The 14,983-nt window shown below is 60.9% G+C and carries 16 protein-coding genes and 1 riboswitch; of the genes, 7 read left to right on the top strand and 9 right to left on the bottom strand.

Features of this window, described 5'->3' with window-relative positions:
- Window positions 1–161: 161 nt before the first annotated feature.
- The 3 genes from mqo to QWI20_RS27280 form a co-directional block, all read right to left on the bottom strand.
- Window positions 162–1,667 carry a malate dehydrogenase (quinone) gene (gene mqo, locus QWI20_RS27270; RefSeq protein WP_369308074.1) on the bottom strand — a complete coding sequence of 502 codons (1,506 nt, stop codon included), beginning with the start codon at window positions 1,665–1,667 and terminating at the stop codon, window positions 162–164.
- A complete protein-coding gene (locus tag QWI20_RS27275) occupies window positions 1,667–1,861 on the bottom strand; it encodes a hypothetical protein (protein ID WP_369308075.1) in 195 nt (64 codons plus the stop codon). The genes mqo and QWI20_RS27275 overlap by 1 nt, the downstream gene beginning before the upstream one ends.
- 539 nt (window positions 1,862–2,400) lie before the next feature.
- On the bottom strand, window positions 2,401–2,634 hold the full coding sequence (locus QWI20_RS27280; RefSeq protein ID WP_369308076.1) for a hypothetical protein: 234 nt from the start codon (window positions 2,632–2,634) through the stop codon (window positions 2,401–2,403).
- Between the two features lie 221 nt (window positions 2,635–2,855).
- Between QWI20_RS27280 and QWI20_RS27285 the strand changes: the two genes are divergently transcribed.
- On the top strand, window positions 2,856–3,437 hold the full coding sequence (locus QWI20_RS27285; RefSeq protein WP_369308077.1) for a YajG family lipoprotein: 582 nt from the start codon (window positions 2,856–2,858) through the stop codon (window positions 3,435–3,437).
- A 97-nt stretch (window positions 3,438–3,534) separates the two neighbouring features.
- Here the strand turns inward: QWI20_RS27285 and QWI20_RS27290 are convergent, their stop codons facing one another.
- Window positions 3,535–3,738: a hypothetical protein gene (locus QWI20_RS27290; protein WP_065991803.1), complete on the bottom strand. Its 204-nt coding sequence runs from the start codon at window positions 3,736–3,738 to the stop codon at window positions 3,535–3,537.
- Between the two features lie 140 nt (window positions 3,739–3,878).
- On the opposite strand from QWI20_RS27290, the gene QWI20_RS27295 reads away from it, so the two are divergent.
- The gene (locus tag QWI20_RS27295) at window positions 3,879–4,148 is read left to right on the top strand and encodes a hypothetical protein (RefSeq protein ID WP_369308078.1); all 270 of its coding nucleotides are present in this window, start codon (window positions 3,879–3,881) and stop codon (window positions 4,146–4,148) included.
- Window positions 4,149–4,152: 4 nt separating this feature from the next.
- On the opposite strand, the gene QWI20_RS27300 is transcribed toward QWI20_RS27295, so the two are convergent.
- Together QWI20_RS27300 and QWI20_RS27305 are read right to left on the bottom strand one after the other, a co-directional pair.
- The gene (locus tag QWI20_RS27300; RefSeq protein ID WP_369308081.1) at window positions 4,153–7,251 is read right to left on the bottom strand and encodes an autotransporter domain-containing protein; all 3,099 of its coding nucleotides are present in this window, start codon (window positions 7,249–7,251) and stop codon (window positions 4,153–4,155) included.
- A 169-nt stretch (window positions 7,252–7,420) separates the two neighbouring features.
- Window positions 7,421–8,584, bottom strand: coding sequence for a 1-acyl-sn-glycerol-3-phosphate acyltransferase (locus QWI20_RS27305; protein WP_369308082.1), 1,164 nt, complete (start codon window positions 8,582–8,584; stop codon window positions 7,421–7,423).
- A 214-nt stretch (window positions 8,585–8,798) separates the two neighbouring features.
- Here QWI20_RS27305 and QWI20_RS27310 point away from each other — a divergent pair, with 214 nt between their 5' ends.
- The 4 genes from QWI20_RS27310 to QWI20_RS27325 all read left to right on the top strand — a co-directional run bounded on the left by QWI20_RS27310 (window position 8,799) and on the right by QWI20_RS27325 (window position 10,909).
- Window positions 8,799–8,981, top strand: coding sequence for a CPXCG motif-containing cysteine-rich protein (locus QWI20_RS27310; protein ID WP_237250611.1), 183 nt, complete (start codon window positions 8,799–8,801; stop codon window positions 8,979–8,981).
- The gene (locus QWI20_RS27315) at window positions 8,981–9,241 is read left to right on the top strand and encodes a DUF2007 domain-containing protein (RefSeq protein WP_369308083.1); all 261 of its coding nucleotides are present in this window, start codon (window positions 8,981–8,983) and stop codon (window positions 9,239–9,241) included. Before QWI20_RS27310 ends, QWI20_RS27315 begins: the two co-directional genes overlap by 1 nt.
- A 51-nt stretch (window positions 9,242–9,292) precedes the next feature.
- Window positions 9,293–9,937, top strand: a complete 645-nt coding sequence (locus tag QWI20_RS27320; RefSeq protein WP_369308084.1) for an SOS response-associated peptidase — start codon at window positions 9,293–9,295, stop codon at window positions 9,935–9,937.
- Between the two features lie 153 nt (window positions 9,938–10,090).
- Window positions 10,091–10,909: a M48 family metallopeptidase gene (locus QWI20_RS27325; protein ID WP_192174923.1), complete on the top strand. Its 819-nt coding sequence runs from the start codon at window positions 10,091–10,093 to the stop codon at window positions 10,907–10,909.
- 227 nt (window positions 10,910–11,136) lie between these two features.
- On the opposite strand, the gene QWI20_RS27330 is transcribed toward QWI20_RS27325, so the two are convergent.
- From QWI20_RS27330 to QWI20_RS27340, 3 genes are all read right to left on the bottom strand, one after another.
- Window positions 11,137–11,721, bottom strand: a complete 585-nt coding sequence (locus QWI20_RS27330) for a TMEM165/GDT1 family protein (protein ID WP_074884042.1) — start codon at window positions 11,719–11,721, stop codon at window positions 11,137–11,139.
- Between the two features lie 89 nt (window positions 11,722–11,810).
- A riboswitch (yybP-ykoY riboswitch) is annotated at window positions 11,811–11,930 on the bottom strand.
- 40 nt (window positions 11,931–11,970) lie between these two features.
- A complete protein-coding gene (locus QWI20_RS27335; protein ID WP_369308085.1) occupies window positions 11,971–12,969 on the bottom strand; it encodes a methyltransferase in 999 nt (332 codons plus the stop codon).
- Window positions 12,970–13,066: 97 nt separating this feature from the next.
- Complete coding sequence (locus QWI20_RS27340; protein ID WP_369308086.1) at window positions 13,067–14,032, bottom strand: 2-hydroxyacid dehydrogenase; 966 nt, start codon at window positions 14,030–14,032, stop codon at window positions 13,067–13,069.
- An 88-nt stretch (window positions 14,033–14,120) separates the two neighbouring features.
- On the opposite strand from QWI20_RS27340, the gene QWI20_RS27345 reads away from it, so the two are divergent.
- On the top strand, window positions 14,121–14,750 hold the full coding sequence (locus QWI20_RS27345; RefSeq protein ID WP_122536168.1) for a LysE family translocator: 630 nt from the start codon (window positions 14,121–14,123) through the stop codon (window positions 14,748–14,750).
- Window positions 14,751–14,983: the final 233 nt, after the last annotated feature.

A 14,983-nucleotide genomic window follows, 5' to 3' on the forward strand; every position in this document is an offset into this window, starting at 1 on the left:
AATGTTTCTGGATCACCGCCCAAGGCCGGGAAGGCCAAGGACGGTGAAGATTTCCAAAACCCGGTACCCAGTGGACCGTAAGGCTGCTCCGCTTAAGTGAACAGCATTACGCTCAGTGAGCGGGGCTTTTCGTTCTCCACCTGATCAGAGCGGGCTGTGAATCAGGCGAAGCTTGGCGCTTCGTTATTTTGCGTCAACTCCAGGCTGGCATCGCTCTGAGCACTGACTCGCTGATAAAGCTGCGCATCGGTTTCCAGTGCCTTTTCGCGAGCCGGGAAGATCTCATTCAGCTTGGTGGCCCACTCGGTACGTGCCTTGTCTGGGAAGCAACGCTCGATCAGGTCCAGCATGATCGAAACGGTCACTGAAGCGCCCGGCGAGGCGCCCAGCAGTGCGGCAAGGGAGCCGTCCTTCGCCGACACCAGCTCGGTACCGAACTGCAAAACGCCGCCTTTTTTCGGGTCTTTCTTGATGATCTGTACCCGTTGACCGGCCACTTCCAGGCGCCAGTCTTCGGCTTTGGCTTCCGGGTAGAAACGGCGCAGTGCATCGAGCCGCTGTTCCATCGACTGCCGCACTTCGCTGATCAGGTACTTGGTCAGGTCCATGTTGTCGCGGGCCACGGCCAGCATCGGCGCGATGTTGGCCGCGCGGATCGACAGCGGCAGGTCGAGCAGCGAACCATGCTTGAGGAACTTGGTGGTAAAGCCGGCGTAAGGTCCGAACAGCAGGGACTTCTTGCCGTCGACAACGCGGGTGTCCAGGTGCGGCACCGACATCGGTGGCGAACCCACTGCTGCCTGGCTGTATACCTTGGCCTGATGATGCTTCACCACTTCGGGGTTATCGCAACGCAGCCACTGGCCGCTCACCGGGAAGCCGCCGAAACCCTTGCCTTCCTCGATGCCGGACATCTGCAGCAATGGCAACGCCGCGCCGCCTGCGCCCAGGAACACGAATTTGGCGTCGATGTTGCGCGTCTCGCCGCTGTTCACGTCCTTGATGGTGACGGTCCAGCCGTCACCTTGGCGGCTCAGGTCTGTGACGCGTTTGCAATATTTGACCTGCGCATCGGGCGCGCTGGCCAAGTGCTTGAGCAGCATGTTGGTCAGGTTGCCGAAGTTGACGTCGGTGCCGTGCATGACCCGCGTCGCCGCGATAGGCTCATCGGCTGGACGGCCGGGCATCATTAGCGGCATCCACTCTGCCAGCTTGCTTTTGTCTTCGGTGTATTCCATCGAGGAAAAGGCGTGGTGCGGACGCAGTGCTTCGTAGCGTTTTTTCAGGTACGCCATGCCTTTTTCGCCCTGAACGAAACTCAGGTGCGGAACCGGCGTGATGAACGAGCGCGAAGCGCCGAACGTGCCTTTGCGAGCCAGGTAGGCCCAGAACTGTTTGGAGACTTCGAACTGGGTGTTGATGTGAATCGCTTTCTTGGTGTCGATCGAGCCATCGGCCGCTTCCGGCGTGTAGTTCAGCTCACACAGGCCGGCGTGGCCGGTACCCGCGTTGTTCCAGGGGTTGGAGCTCTCTGCAGCACCGGAATCCATCAGCTCGACGACTTCAACCTTGAGGCTCGGGTCCAGCTCTTTGAGCAGTACGGCGAGGGTGGCACTCATGATGCCTGCCCCGACCAGCACTACGTCGACTGCTTCGTTATGCGCCATTAACGCGTCTCCAAAATCTGCAGCACCAAATTGACGGCATGCGTTCCCGTGGTCAGTCGCCAGGTTCGGGCGGCGCGGTGTTCGCGCAGTGCCTCGTTCAACCTGGCCGGGATCGCCATGTCCGATTCTTCGCAATTTTTTGCATCTTCAGCGGACGCCACCGAACGAGCCTGGTTGATGCTTTTGTGAGACAAGCATGAACGCATTTTTCAGCCCGTGCAGCCATTCGACTATCGTCAAGGCGTCCGGTTGTGCAACCAAATCCGTATCGGACAGGCTTCAGGCTCTTTTGACGGAGACTGCGTTGCGGTCGGTCCTTTGCAAGGGGGCTGGGTCAGACGCTAACGGTGCATTTACAAACGCGAAACTATTCATTTGCTTGCCACACTCTTGTGAAGTTGTGAAAACCCGTTTTTTTCACGCTCTTTTGGAGACGCGAACCTCAAAAAGGGCTGCGCGATGGCAGCTCTGCAGATCAGGTTCATACGCGATGTGAGGCAGGAACTGGCGAAGGACGTTCGGATTAATCGACGATCCGGCGTCTGCGCTGCGGCCACATCGGGCTGCACATGTCTGTGTGGAAGGCTCTCTGTGGGCGTTACGAAGGAATCGATAATGGCTATCGACGATGCTGCGAGGCCCGATCAGGAGACGTCCTTATAATCGGGGGAAGATTATAGCGATGAAACGCGCAGAAATGATCCAGGAAAAATGACTTTTATTCGTCTTTCGGTCAGATGCTGAGCATATGCCGGGCGGTAATCGCACGTGACCGGGAAGTCACGCGGGCGCTGGAGGGGAGTGGGCGCTGCAGCCAGCACAGGTTCGCTTCGTGGACTTCGACCCAGCCCTGACCACAGGGCGTTTCCGCGCAGTGTTTGAACGCCAGGCAAATGCCGTGCTGGTCCAGGTGGGCATAGTAACGATGACGGCGGCGCAACGAGAACAACGACCAAAGAAAGTCCATGGCAGGACTCCTTGCTGGAGAGTTGAAAAAAGTATGGCCGGCAGGCATGACACCGCTGTGACGTTGCGATTGCGCAATTGTGTTGATTTCGATCGAGTGGACAACGTCGTCTACCCGGAACCGGCGGGATGGCACTTTGTCGTATCTTTACCCTAGTGAGCGGCCTTGGGAGGTCGCTATACTGCTGCACATTTTGTGCCTTGGCCCATGGAGAAATGAGCATGTTGCGTCGCGTTCTGTTCGGTTTGCTTGCCGCTGGCAGTCTGACCCTGGCGGGCTGTGCCCACAGCCCGCAATCCCTCACCCCGGAACCCAAGCTGAACGCTCAACTGGCGCCGGTCGGTCACGGTCAACAAGTGGTTGTGCGCGTGGTGGACGGTCGTCAGTCGCAGACGCTGGGCACCCGTGGTGGCCTGTACCCGGAAACCAGTTCCATCACCGTCAACGGTCAGCAGTTGCTGCCGCAGCTGCAGGCTCAGGCTGAAGCCGGCGTGCGGTTGCTGGGTTTCACGCCAGTGCAGAATGGTAATGGTCCGCAGTTGACCGTCACCCTGGCAGACCTGAAGTACCAATCGCCGAAAGAAGGCCTGTACGTCACCGAAGCCAACATCAGCTCCACCTTCCGTGCTGACGTTCAGAACGCCGGCCGTAACTACAGCGGTCGCTACGCGGCCTCGCTGGATCAGCGCTTCGGAATGGCGCCAAACGAAGAGACCAACACCAAGCTGATCAGCGACGTACTCAGCGACGCCCTGACCCGCCTGTTCCAGGATCAGACGATTGGCCGCACCCTCGGCCAATAAGCTCAACGCCTGATTCTGAAAAACAAAAAGCCCCGGTTTCGCGAGAAGCCGGGGCTTTTGTTTATTCAGTGTCGCCTGGGAGTTACAGCGCAGGATTTCAAGCTGCCTGATAGAAGTCCAGAAAACTGAAACCGGTCTGCAGATCCACTTCCGGCAGATCGTTGTGCGCATGGCCGCCGAGCGCGCAGTACACCAGCCAGTGCCTGTCCTGGACGTTGAAGGCCAGTGCGTCGATCAATGCTTCCTGTTCGTCGCTGGGGGCGATGAGGTAAAGGCGGTCCTGGTTGTGGGCGTGCAGCATGACGCTCTCCGTGGCGGTAGGTCGGTTTGGGGTCCCACACAGTGCCCGGTTCAGGTGACGTTAAGGTGACAGCGACTAGTGTGAGCGGCAGATCCGAACAGAGTCTGCGGCGCCCATTAATCCGGCGTCATTGAGGCACCATGTCGCTTATCCATCACGCCCCCGGCCTCGCCATCAACCTCTGTGCCTTGCTCGCCGCCGGCCCCGGCATCTGGCTGCTGCACACCACCCGCACCCGCGAGCAGCGGGAGATGGCCCATCTGCACCATCTCACCGAACAAGCACCGATCCACGAACCCATGCACCTGATGGATGTGCCCACCTTGCGCATGATCCGCCTGAGCTATCGGTTCGGCACGGCGTGCCTCGCGTTCGCGCTGCTCTTGTCGTGGGTGAGCACCAAGCTGTGATCGCTTAAAAGGCCAGCGTCACCCTGGCGTTCAGGGTCTGATCCGACGCATCGCTGCTCACTTGTCCGTTGTAACTCAGCCCGACGCTCAGCGTGTCGCTCAAGCCCAGATCGACCCCCGCACCAAGCACTGCTGCGCTGCGGGCAATCGGTGCGCCGGAGAGTTCGAAGGTGTCGCCGCCGCTGAAGGCCGCACGGCTCTCTGGCGTCACGTCGCCGTAGGCACGACGCCAGCCCAGTGTCGCGTTGGGCTTGATCGCGACGCTGCCCGCATTCAAGTGAGTGGCGGCGCGCAGGCCGAGGGTGCTGAAGGTGATGTTGTTGTCCTGAGACTTGTTCTCCAGCCTGATCGCGTTGCTGTTTTCATCGAAGGAGTCCGTGTCCAGTCGCACATGGGCGAGGTTGGCGAAGGGCTCAAGTTGCGCATTGCCCAGTTCGATGGCGTAACCCAGCTCGCCAAATACCTGATTGGTCGCTGCGTTGTAATCTTCCTTGAAACGCTCGGAAGCACCCGGCAAGTCCAGCGTGCGCTTGGCAGTCAGCTCGTGCCAAGTGCGTACTGCGCCGAGGCGCAGGCCCAACTGGCCCCACTTGGCGCCGGCATAGACGCCCAGATGGTAGTTGTCGCTGTCAGTGGAGCCGGATGCATGGCGCAGGTCGAAGCTGCTGTTGCTAAAACCGGCCATCGCGCCCACGCGCCACGTCTCGTCGAGCGGCACGTCAGCGCCGAACAGCAAACCGCTGGTGTGCGTGTCGAGGCCCGACACATCACCGGTGCTGTCGGTTTTGCCGGTCGCACCGATGGCCTGAGTCCATACCACGCCACGGGAGTCGTCACCGACGAGGGTTTGTGTCGTGCCGCGAAGTGCCGGTGCCGACTGCGCTTGCTGCAAGCGATCGTTCACCGCATTGCGCACCAGACGGCTGTCCTCGATCAGCGCGGACTGGGTCGACGCATGCAGCTCATTGGACAGTGCCTTGAACGTGGCCTGCGCGGTCGACGTATCGTCCTGCACCACTTCACGCCAAAGCGCGTTGCCAGCGCCCGCGCTGTCCAACCCTTGGGCGACGGCTCGGGCATTGCGGGTCGTCGCCAGGCTGGCGAAAGTTTGTGCGTTACGGTCCAGTGTCAGCCCGACATCGGTTGCCGTGTAGTTCAGTGTCGGTGTGAGGAAGGCGAAGTTGGTTTGCACATTGGCAAACGCACCGCTCACGCCACCGGCAGCCGAGAGAATCGAGTAACGGCTCGCGGCCAGCCAGTTACCGCCTTCAACCAGCGACAGCGTGCTGTCATTGAGGGTTGCACGGCCGCTGGCGACGATGCGGTCGGCATTGCCATTGGCGTCCGATTCGACTTGGTAGACCGAGCCCTGAGCAAGGTTGACATCACCGTTGACGTTCAATTGCCCGACCGAATTACCCGGTGCAACCACGCCGCCCCGAGCGACATTGATGCCGCCGACGGTGCCGTTGCCACCCAGCGTTGCGCCTTGCTGCACGCTGACGATGGAGTTGCCTAGGTTACCGTTGACCGCCAGCCGACCCGCTTGCACCGTCGTTGCGCCGGACAGGCTGTTGTTGCCGGTCAGGTTCAGCGAGCCGACGCCCCGTTTTATCAATGCACCGTTGCCCGCCAGTGTGTTGGCGAGGGTATCGTTGGTTGACTGATCGACGACCAGCGTCGCGTTGTCGGTGATCGTCCCGCTGCCGAACGCCTTGGCATGGCCGGTCAGCACGCCACCGTTGATCACGGTGCCGCCCGAGTAAGTGTTATTGCCGGTCAGCATCAGATTGCCGCTGCCGTTCTTGATCAGCGCGCCGCTGCCGCTGATGTCGTTGCGCCAGGCGTCGATGGCGTTATAGCCGCCAAGGCTGGCGTCCATGTTGACCGTGACGTTGGAATTGAATGCCGCATAACCATCGCCCGCAGCGTACAGGTTCAGGCGGCCATAGCCCCCCGACTGATCGATCACCGCATAGCCTGAGGAGATTTCAGTGGTCGCCAGAATCTCGCGGCGCTGACTGGCGTCCAGGTAAGGGAAGCGGGTTTCCAGCAACACTTCGGCGTTGGTCGGTACCACGGCGGCCAGGTTGGTCGGGCCCACCGGATCGAAGCCGTAGGTCATGCGCGAGGTGAACAGCGCCTTGTCCTGAGCGTGTTGAGACGTGCGATCGGTGGCCGGGTCAATGCTCGCCATGCAGTTGTTGACGTCGCCGCCGCACTGCGCCGTGAAATAGCTCAGTGCCTGTGCGCGCGCATCGGCGCGCAGTTGGGCGTTGGCCGGATTGGAAAGGTTGTCGATGGCAAAATACGTTGCGGTGATGCGCCCGCCCATCACGTCGAACGGCGAGTGCATGCCGGCTTCGATGCGGTTGTCGCCAATTTCCGAGGCGCGCAGCATCAACTCGCTGAAACGCTCGGGGATGGCATAGGCCAGTGCGTATGAAGACAGGTAGGCCGCATTGGTATGGCCGCTGGGGAAACCCGAGTCGCTGGCCGGCGTGGTGCTTTCTGCCGGGCGCAGGGAGGGCGCAACCACGAAGGCCAGGCTCTGACCATCCAGACTTTGCCGCCATGGTCGCGGATACAAATAGTGGGATTTGGCAGGTGTGGTCGAGGCATCGTTGCGTACCGCGCTGACCAGATCGACCACTTTGCCCAGCGCCGAGGACGAACTGCCTGCGCCATTGCCTTTGTCGTCGTACTTGACGGTTTTGTTGCTGTCGTCGAACTGCGTGATGGTCGTGAAGGCGCCAGCACCTGCCTTATAAGCGGCGCTCAACGAGCCGAGGCCGCTGATGGCGCTGTAGCTTTGGTCACGGCGATCATCGAAGTAAGCGGCGGTTTCCTGGGCGAGGGTGCGGGCATTGGCGCGGTCGACCACGATTTGCAGGTTGCGCCTGAGCAGACTCTGACCCAGAGCGGTCGGTGTACCCGTGTCCCAGGTTGCCCCTGTCGTCCAGAGGGTGTCGAATCCGGAAAGCAGGTCGACACCGTTGATGGTGTCGTCTCCCGCACGGCTCGCCGCCTGAACCGAAACGGCGAGCAACGAAAGTACCAGGGAAGACACCATTACATGGGCAACCGGTTTGCTGGATCGCATAGCGTACGCCTTCACTCGTTTGGATAGGCGACGACCTTAGCGGGCAAGTCTTACGCTTGAGTGTGTCGGCGGTGACACATTTGTGAAGGCTGATATCGCCAAATCAACGGAGGCGCGCAACGAAAAACGGCGCCCTGAGGCGCCGTTTGTTCGTGGAAGGGTAGGGCGCCTAAAGCGGCAACCCTGCCTTCACCCGGTACTGGTTGCGTACCGGCATCGCGTATTGCTGAATCAGAAACGGCCGGTGTTCGGCGGGGCAACCATTGAGGCGGCGCTGCCATTCCTCTTGAGCGCGTTCCAGTTCGTCTGCCGGGAACACTTGAGCCGCGTTCGGCACTTGGAGCGCCGGCTCGGCGTTGGCCCACTGCGCGTACGCCAGGTAATGCACAGGGAACAGGCGATAACCGCCGAGAATCTGCCGGTCCATTTCGATGGCCAGCAGTTTGGTGTCCTCGAACAGCTCGGTGATCGGCGGGGCAAAGTTCACGTGCACACGGCCTTTGTAGCCGGTGATTCCCAGCGCGATGCTGACGTCGTCCTCGCCCGGCACTTTGGTGTAACTGCCGGTGGTGGCGCGGATGTACAGCTCCCGCGCCTTGGCGTGATCGCACGGGTCGTATTCGTAGCTGATCGACACCGGCGTCAGGTTCAACGACTGAATGACTTCGCCAAACGGCTCGTCCTTGCGGCTCATGTGGAACATCTTGAGGATGGCCGATTCGGTGCGGTCGTCGCCGTCCTTGGCGCGGCCTTCAGCCTGGGCGATCCAGATCGACTGGCAGTCATTGCGGATCGAATGATTGATGTACGCCGACAGCAACTGGTAGGCCGCCATCTTCTCGCGACGCCCGATGATCGAGCGGTGCACGATGAAGCTCTTGTTCAGGCGCATCAGGTCGCTGACGAAAGGCTTCTGCAGCAGGTTGTCGCCAATGGCGATGCGCGGCGTTGGCAGGCCCGCGTGGTAGACCGCGTAGTTGACGAACGCCGGGTCCATCACGATGTCGCGATGGTTGGCCAGAAACAGGTAGGCAACCCCTGACTTGAACTGCTCGACGCCGGTGTAGGTCACACCGTCAGTGGCGCGTTCGATAGTGTGATCGACGTAATGCTCGACCTTGTCCTGCAGGGCGGCAACGGTGTCGATGCCGGCGAACTGGCGACGCAGCTTGCGCGCGATGGCCGGTTGCAGAATCCAGCCGAGGGAGCCGGCCAGGCGCGGAAAACGGAAATGCGTGAGGATCGCGAGGAACGCCTTGTCACCCAGCAGCCGATCAAGTACGGCTTTTACTTCGGTGTCGTCGTACGGTCGGATGGCATCGAATTCGCCCATCATGCTCTCTTGTCGGAAACGGCTAAGGTAAAGGAGGTCGAGTCCGGTGCAGCAGCGAGTCACGACACCACAGGCTTGATGCCTGGGCGGCGGCCGCACAACAAGGCGGCTTCGCTCAAGGTGTCGACTCAGGCTGATGCCCGGATGCTGAGGAATAAAGCTCGACCCGCAAACAAGTCGGCGATTATACGCAAAACTGGGCCCGGAGACTGCGATGCAGGAAATACAGGATTACGACTGCCCTTATTGTGGCGAACCGGTGGAGGCGGTGCTGGATCTGTCCGGCGGCGATCAGACCTACATTGAAGATTGCCCCGTCTGCTGTCGGCCGATCAACTTCAGCCTGCAGACCGATGGGGAAGAGTGGACGCTGGACGTCCGCAGCGAGAACGAGTGATGCGCAAGATTTATGAGCCCGAACACCTGATGGAAGGCGAGCTGCTGCAGTCCATGCTCGCCAGCGAAGGCATCGAGTCACACATCACCGGGCGTCATTTGTTGGGCGCTATTGGGGATTTACCGGCGTTCGGGTTGCTGGGCCTGACGGTCGAGGATGACCAGGCCGAGCGGGCGCGTCTGTTGATCACCGAGTACAATGCCGCCTTTCCGCTGCCCGGTGACGAGCCGGACAGCTATCCCGATGTGTTGCTGTGCTGAATCCGGTTCGCGCGCGCCTCATTCGCTTTCAAAAAGAGTTGTGCTGAACCCATGTGTGGACGTTATGCCCTGTTTCGTTGGTCGCCTGCCTTTGCAGCTTTGCCCGGATTTCCAAGCGACCAGCAAGCGCAGTGGAATATTTCTCCTGCCGCTTCTGTCTTGATGGTCCGGGCGGCAACGGCTGAGGTCGAGGAGGGCGCCGAGCGCGGACGCGAAGTGGCGCGGGCACGTTGGGGCCTTACGCCGCCCTGGCTGACCGACATGTCACGCACGCCGGCCCATGCTCGCGCTGAAACCGTAGCGGAGCAGCCGATGTTCAAGCAGGCCTTTCGTGAACGCCGCTGCCTGCTGCCGGCCAACGGCTTTTATGAGTGGCGTGGCAGCGTGCGCAAGCGGCCGTTCTGGCTCACGCCGGCCGAAGGATCGACGCTGTACTTCGCGGCGATCTGGGAGGCCTATCCCGTTGAAGGTCACACCTACTTGAGCGTTGCTGTGGTCACGCAGTCGGCCATGAACCAGCGTCGACCGTTGATTCTCGACGAAGAAGGGCAGCGTGCCTGGCTTGATCCGGAGTGCCCGCTGATCACTTTGCAGGCCATGCTCGCCGCCCCGCAGATGCAACTGCGCGAACGGCCTTTGGCCAACCTGGTGAACGACCCGAAGCTCAACGCGCCGGAATGCCTGACACCGTTGTAGTGCTGTCTCTTCCGGTGTGAATCGCGATCCCGTATTTCTTTCCCGTTACACAGCCGCGTTTTCCTGCGCCTTTTCACATGGGAGACGGCTGGCATCTGGTGCTCGGCCCGCGTATTGCCTAGGATGGCGCGATTGTTTCAATGGAGATACGAAATGCGCAGGATTTTTGCTCTTTGTGGCGTAACGGCAGCGCTGCTGGTGGCCGGGTGTCAGGCGGTCAATACCACCACCGGCGATTCGGTGGGTGTCGAGCGCAAGCAATACATGTTCAGCATGCTGTCGACGGACGAAGTCAACAAGATGTACGCCCAGTCCTATCAGCAGACGGTCAGCGAAGCCACGTCCAAAGGCGTGCTCGACAACAGCAGCGCCGAGGGCAAGCGCGTCCAGGCCATCGCCAAGCGTCTGATTGCCCAGGCACCGAAATTGCGGCCCGACGCGGCGCAGTGGCAGTGGGATGTGAACCTGATCAAAAGCGATGAGCTGAACGCCAACTGCGGTCCCGGCGGCAAGATCATCGTGTACAGCGGCCTGATCGATACGCTCAAGCTTAGCGATGACGAACTGGCAGCAGTCATGGGCCACGAAATTGCCCACGCCTTGCGTGAACACGGCCGTGAAGCCATGTCCAAGGCCTACGGTGTGCAGATGGCGAAGCAGGGCGCCGGCGCATTGTTGGGGTTGGGGCAGGACAGTCTGGCGCTGGCCGACACCGTGGTCGATTACAGCCTGACGCTGCCGAACAGCCGCGCCAATGAAAACGAAGCAGACCTGCTGGGCCTCGAACTCGCGGCTCGCGCCGGTTACAACCCGAATGCCGCGATCACGCTGTGGCAGAAGATGGAAGCCCAAGGCGGCGCGTCGCAGCCGGAGTTCATGAGCACCCACCCGGCTTCGTCCAACCGGATCGCCTCGCTGCAGGCGGCGATTCCGAAAGTAATGCCGTTGTATCAGCAGGCGCCGAAGGGCTGATCATCGCCTGATCCCGGTAGCAGACACGGTCATGTGGGAGCGAGCTTGCTCGCGAAGAGGTCGGGACATCCGCTGCATCTTCAGCGACTGGAATGCCGTCCTCGTGAGCAAGCTCACTCCCACATGGACTGAGCTTGCTCGCGATCATCAACTGTCGCCGCGTATCTGCGAAACGGTTGAAGAGCATCGCGAGCAAGCTCACTCCTACAGGGGGCTGGTGTCTGCGGCTATACCCAGCCGCTGATCTGCATCGCCTTGTACACGGCAACAATCGCCAGAATGAAAAACGCACCCGCTGCCAGACGACGAATCAGTGTGAGCGGCAGTTTCTCCGCAGCAAAATTCCCCGCCAGCACCACCGGCACATTCGCCAGCAACATGCCCAGCGTCGTGCCGAGGATCACCAGCCACAAGCTTGGGTATTGCGCCGCCAGCATGACGGTCGCGATCTGCGTCTTGTCGCCGATTTCCGCGATAAAGAACGCGATCAGCGTGGTCAGGAAGGGGCCGAACTTGCGACTGGTGCTGGCTTCGTCGTCGTCCAGCTTGTCCGGAACCAGCGTCCAAAGCGCCGTGGCGGTAAAGCTGGCGGCCAGGATCCAGTGCAGAACCGCGTCGGAGAGATAGCTGCTGAACCATGCGCCAACGGCACCGGCCGCGGCATGGTTGGCCAGCGTGGCTGCGACAATCCCGGCGATGATGGGCCAGGGTTTGCGGAAGCGAGCGGCAAGAACGAGCGCGAGGAGTTGGGTCTTGTCACCGATTTCAGCCAGTGCGACGACAGCGGTGGGGACCAACAGGGATTCCAGCATCAGGGTTTCCTAAGGGGCGGGTCAACACGGCTATGACACGTACAACCTCCCCGCCCCGGGTCAGGATGTTCGTGTCATAGGTCTTGTCAAACCACCGATCCGTCTGAGCAGATCTGGGGTCGCACGCACCATGGTCTGAGGACCAAGTATGTTGATACGTGCCGGACGAGCATGGCGCTCGTGGGAGACTACTCCCCTAGGACGGTGCGGATTCTGCCTACACGTCTCGTGTTCGGCAAGCGCTAATTATCACGCACGTTTCGCGCGGTAAATCCGGAAACCCTGACCCTCGGCCATGATTGCACACGGCCCCAGATGCGCCTCGATGATCGGCTGATAGCGCAGGAAGCTATTGGCAACCAGCCGCAGTTCGCCGCCTTTTCTCAGATGTTCTCGTGCTTTTTTTAGCAGGTTCTCGGTTGCGGCGTAATCGGTATGGACGCCGGTATGGAACGGCGGATTGGTCAGAATTATGTCCAGATCGCTCGGTGCGGCATCGATTCCGTTGCCCGTCAGGACTTCGGCCTCAAGACCATTGGCGGCAAGCGTCAGACGGCTGCTGGCGGTGGCGAACGCATCGACATCCAGCATCGTCACGCGGGTTTCGGGGTAGCGGCGTTTCACCGCCGCACCGAGAACGCCCGCGCCGCAGCCGAAATCGAGCAAATGGCCGGCGGGAAGCCGATCAATGTTATCCAGCAACAGGGCCGAGCCCCGGTCCAGACGGCCGTGGCTGAACACGCCCGGCAGACTCACCACCTTCAACGCGCCGCCTTCGATTTCGATGTCGAAACGTTTGGCCAGGCTGTCGAGCCCAACCCCTTGCGGAGGCGTTTCGACGGTGACTTGCCAGAGCTGGCAATGCCGGGCGCTGTCGAGTTTGCGCGTACGCCCGAACGGGCTTAGCTGGCGGGCGGCGGCTTCAATGCCACCGCGTTTTTCGCCGACCAGGAATAATTCACGTCCGGCCAGGCGGGAAGCAAGCGCGTTAATGAGGTAATCAGCGAGATCGCGGGCCTTGGGCAAAAACAGCACCGCAGCTTCAAAGGGTTCGGCCGGTGCTTCGGTGCCGAAGTGCACACGCTCGGGAAATCGTGTACCGAGGGCGTCGAAGTCGCCAGCGTGCCAACTCCAGCCGCGCGCATTGGGCAGCCTGCTCAGCAGATCGTCGGCGGGGAGGCCGGTCAGCAGCAAGGAGCCCCGAAACAAATCGGCCTGCCGGAGTAACACTTCACTGCGCGGGTCCATCATCGGCTCCTCGAAAAAAAGGGCGAAGTTTAACAGGCCTGCCACGCCGCGCACTCGCACTGTGCGGCGGAGTGGCGAGACTGCGAAAAGCTACGTTTCAGCTGACGACGCGGACCGGCTTGCCCTCATAGAACGCCAGAGCGTTTTCGTTGATCTGTCCGACGATGCGCTGCCGCGCTTCCTGGCTGCCCCATGCGCTGTGGGGCGTGATGATCAGGCGCGGAATATCGCCCGACAGCAGCGGATTGCCATTAACCGGGGGCTCGACCGTCAGCACGTCGGTGGCCGCGCCGCCGAGATGGCCGTTGCGCAGGGCATCGGCCAGTGCCTGCTCGTTGATCAAGCCGCCGCGCGCGGTATTGACGATGAAGGCTTTTGGTTTCAGCAGGCTCAACTCGTGGGCGCCAATCATGTCCCGAGTGTGCTCGTTGAGCGGGCAGTGCAGGGTGAGGGCATCGACCTGGGGCAGTAGCTCATTCAGTGGCACGCGATCAGGGCGGGCAGGACGACCGGGAATCTGACCCGACAGCACGCGCATGCCGAAGGCTTCGGCCAGCTTCGCGACCGCGCCGCCCAGCTCGCCATGGCCCAGCAGCCCCAATGTTTTGCCTTCCAGCTCGACAATGGGGAAGTCCAGCAAGCAGAACTGCTTCGATTTTTGCCACTGGCCTTGGTGGATCGCTTGTTGATAGTCAGGCAAGCGGGTGGCCATCGCCAACAGCAGCATCAGTGTGTGCTGGGCCACGGAAGGGGTGCCGTAGCCCTGACAATTGCTGACCACCACGCCATGCTTACGCGCGGCATCAAGGTCGACGTTGTTCACGCCGGTGGCCGTCACTAGTACCAGTTTCAGGTTAGGACAGGCGGCGAACGTGGCGGCATCGATCATGATCTTGTTGGAGATCGCCACATCGGCGTCCTTCAAACGCTCGGGCACCTGATCGGTTGTGGTGCTGCCATGCAGCACCAGTTCGCTGAAGGTTTCACGCCACGGCGCGAGGTCGAGATCCCCCAGATCCAGAGAGGTGTGATCCAGGAAAACTGCTCTGCGTTGAGTGGGCATCAGCTGTACCTTTTGCTCGGTGGGTGGGAGGCGTAATGTGACGAGCCTACCAGAGCCTGCCGCTCGCCATAACGCCTGGAGAACATCAATGTACTGGCCCGAATTCTTAACCGTTGCGCTGATTCACCTGCTGGCCGTCGCCAGCCCCGGTCCGGACTTCGCCGTCGTCGTGCGCGAAAGCGTGACCCACGGTCGTAAGGCCGGTACGTACACCGCCATGGGCGTGGGCACCGCGATTTTCCTGCACGTCGGCTATTCGCTGCTGGGGATTGGCCTGATCGTTTCGCAGTCCATCGTCCTGTTCAATGCCTTGAAATGGGCGGCAGCGGCGTACCTGATTTACATCGGCATCAAAGCACTGCGGGCAAAACCTGCCAGCGCATCGGATGCGCCTGTGGACATCGCCAAAGGCGAGCGCACAGCGCGCGGCGCCTTCACGGCCGGGTTCGTTACCAACGGACTGAACCCCAAGGCGACGCTGTTTTTCCTTTCGCTGTTCACCGTCGTGATCAACCCGCACACGCCGATGCTGGTCCAGGCCGGCTACGGGGTTTACCTGGCATTCGCGACCGGCGCGTGGTTTTGCCTGGTGGCACGCCTGTTCAGCCAGCCTCGGGTCCGTGCGGGCTTTGCGCGAATGGGCCATTGGTTTGATCGGGCGATGGGTGGCGTGCTGGTTGCGCTGGGTTTGAAGCTGGCGTTGACGGAAATGCATTGAGGTTGATGTGATGGTCTGTTGCGACGTCTCGCCTTAAGGTGAATGCTGAGCATTGTGATTCGATCAAAAAGACTTAGACAGTTGTTAGGTAACCTGTTTGGAAATATACCCGCCTAAACGGCTAATGCTGTTCACTTAAGCGGAGCAGCCTTACGGTCCACTGGGTACCGGGTTTTGGAAATCTTCACCGTCCTTGGCCTTCCCGGCCTTGGGCGGTGATCCAGAAACATTCC

The organism is Pseudomonas sp. W2-17 (assembly GCF_041060445.1).
Taxonomy (GTDB): Bacteria; Pseudomonadota; Gammaproteobacteria; order Pseudomonadales; family Pseudomonadaceae; genus Aquipseudomonas.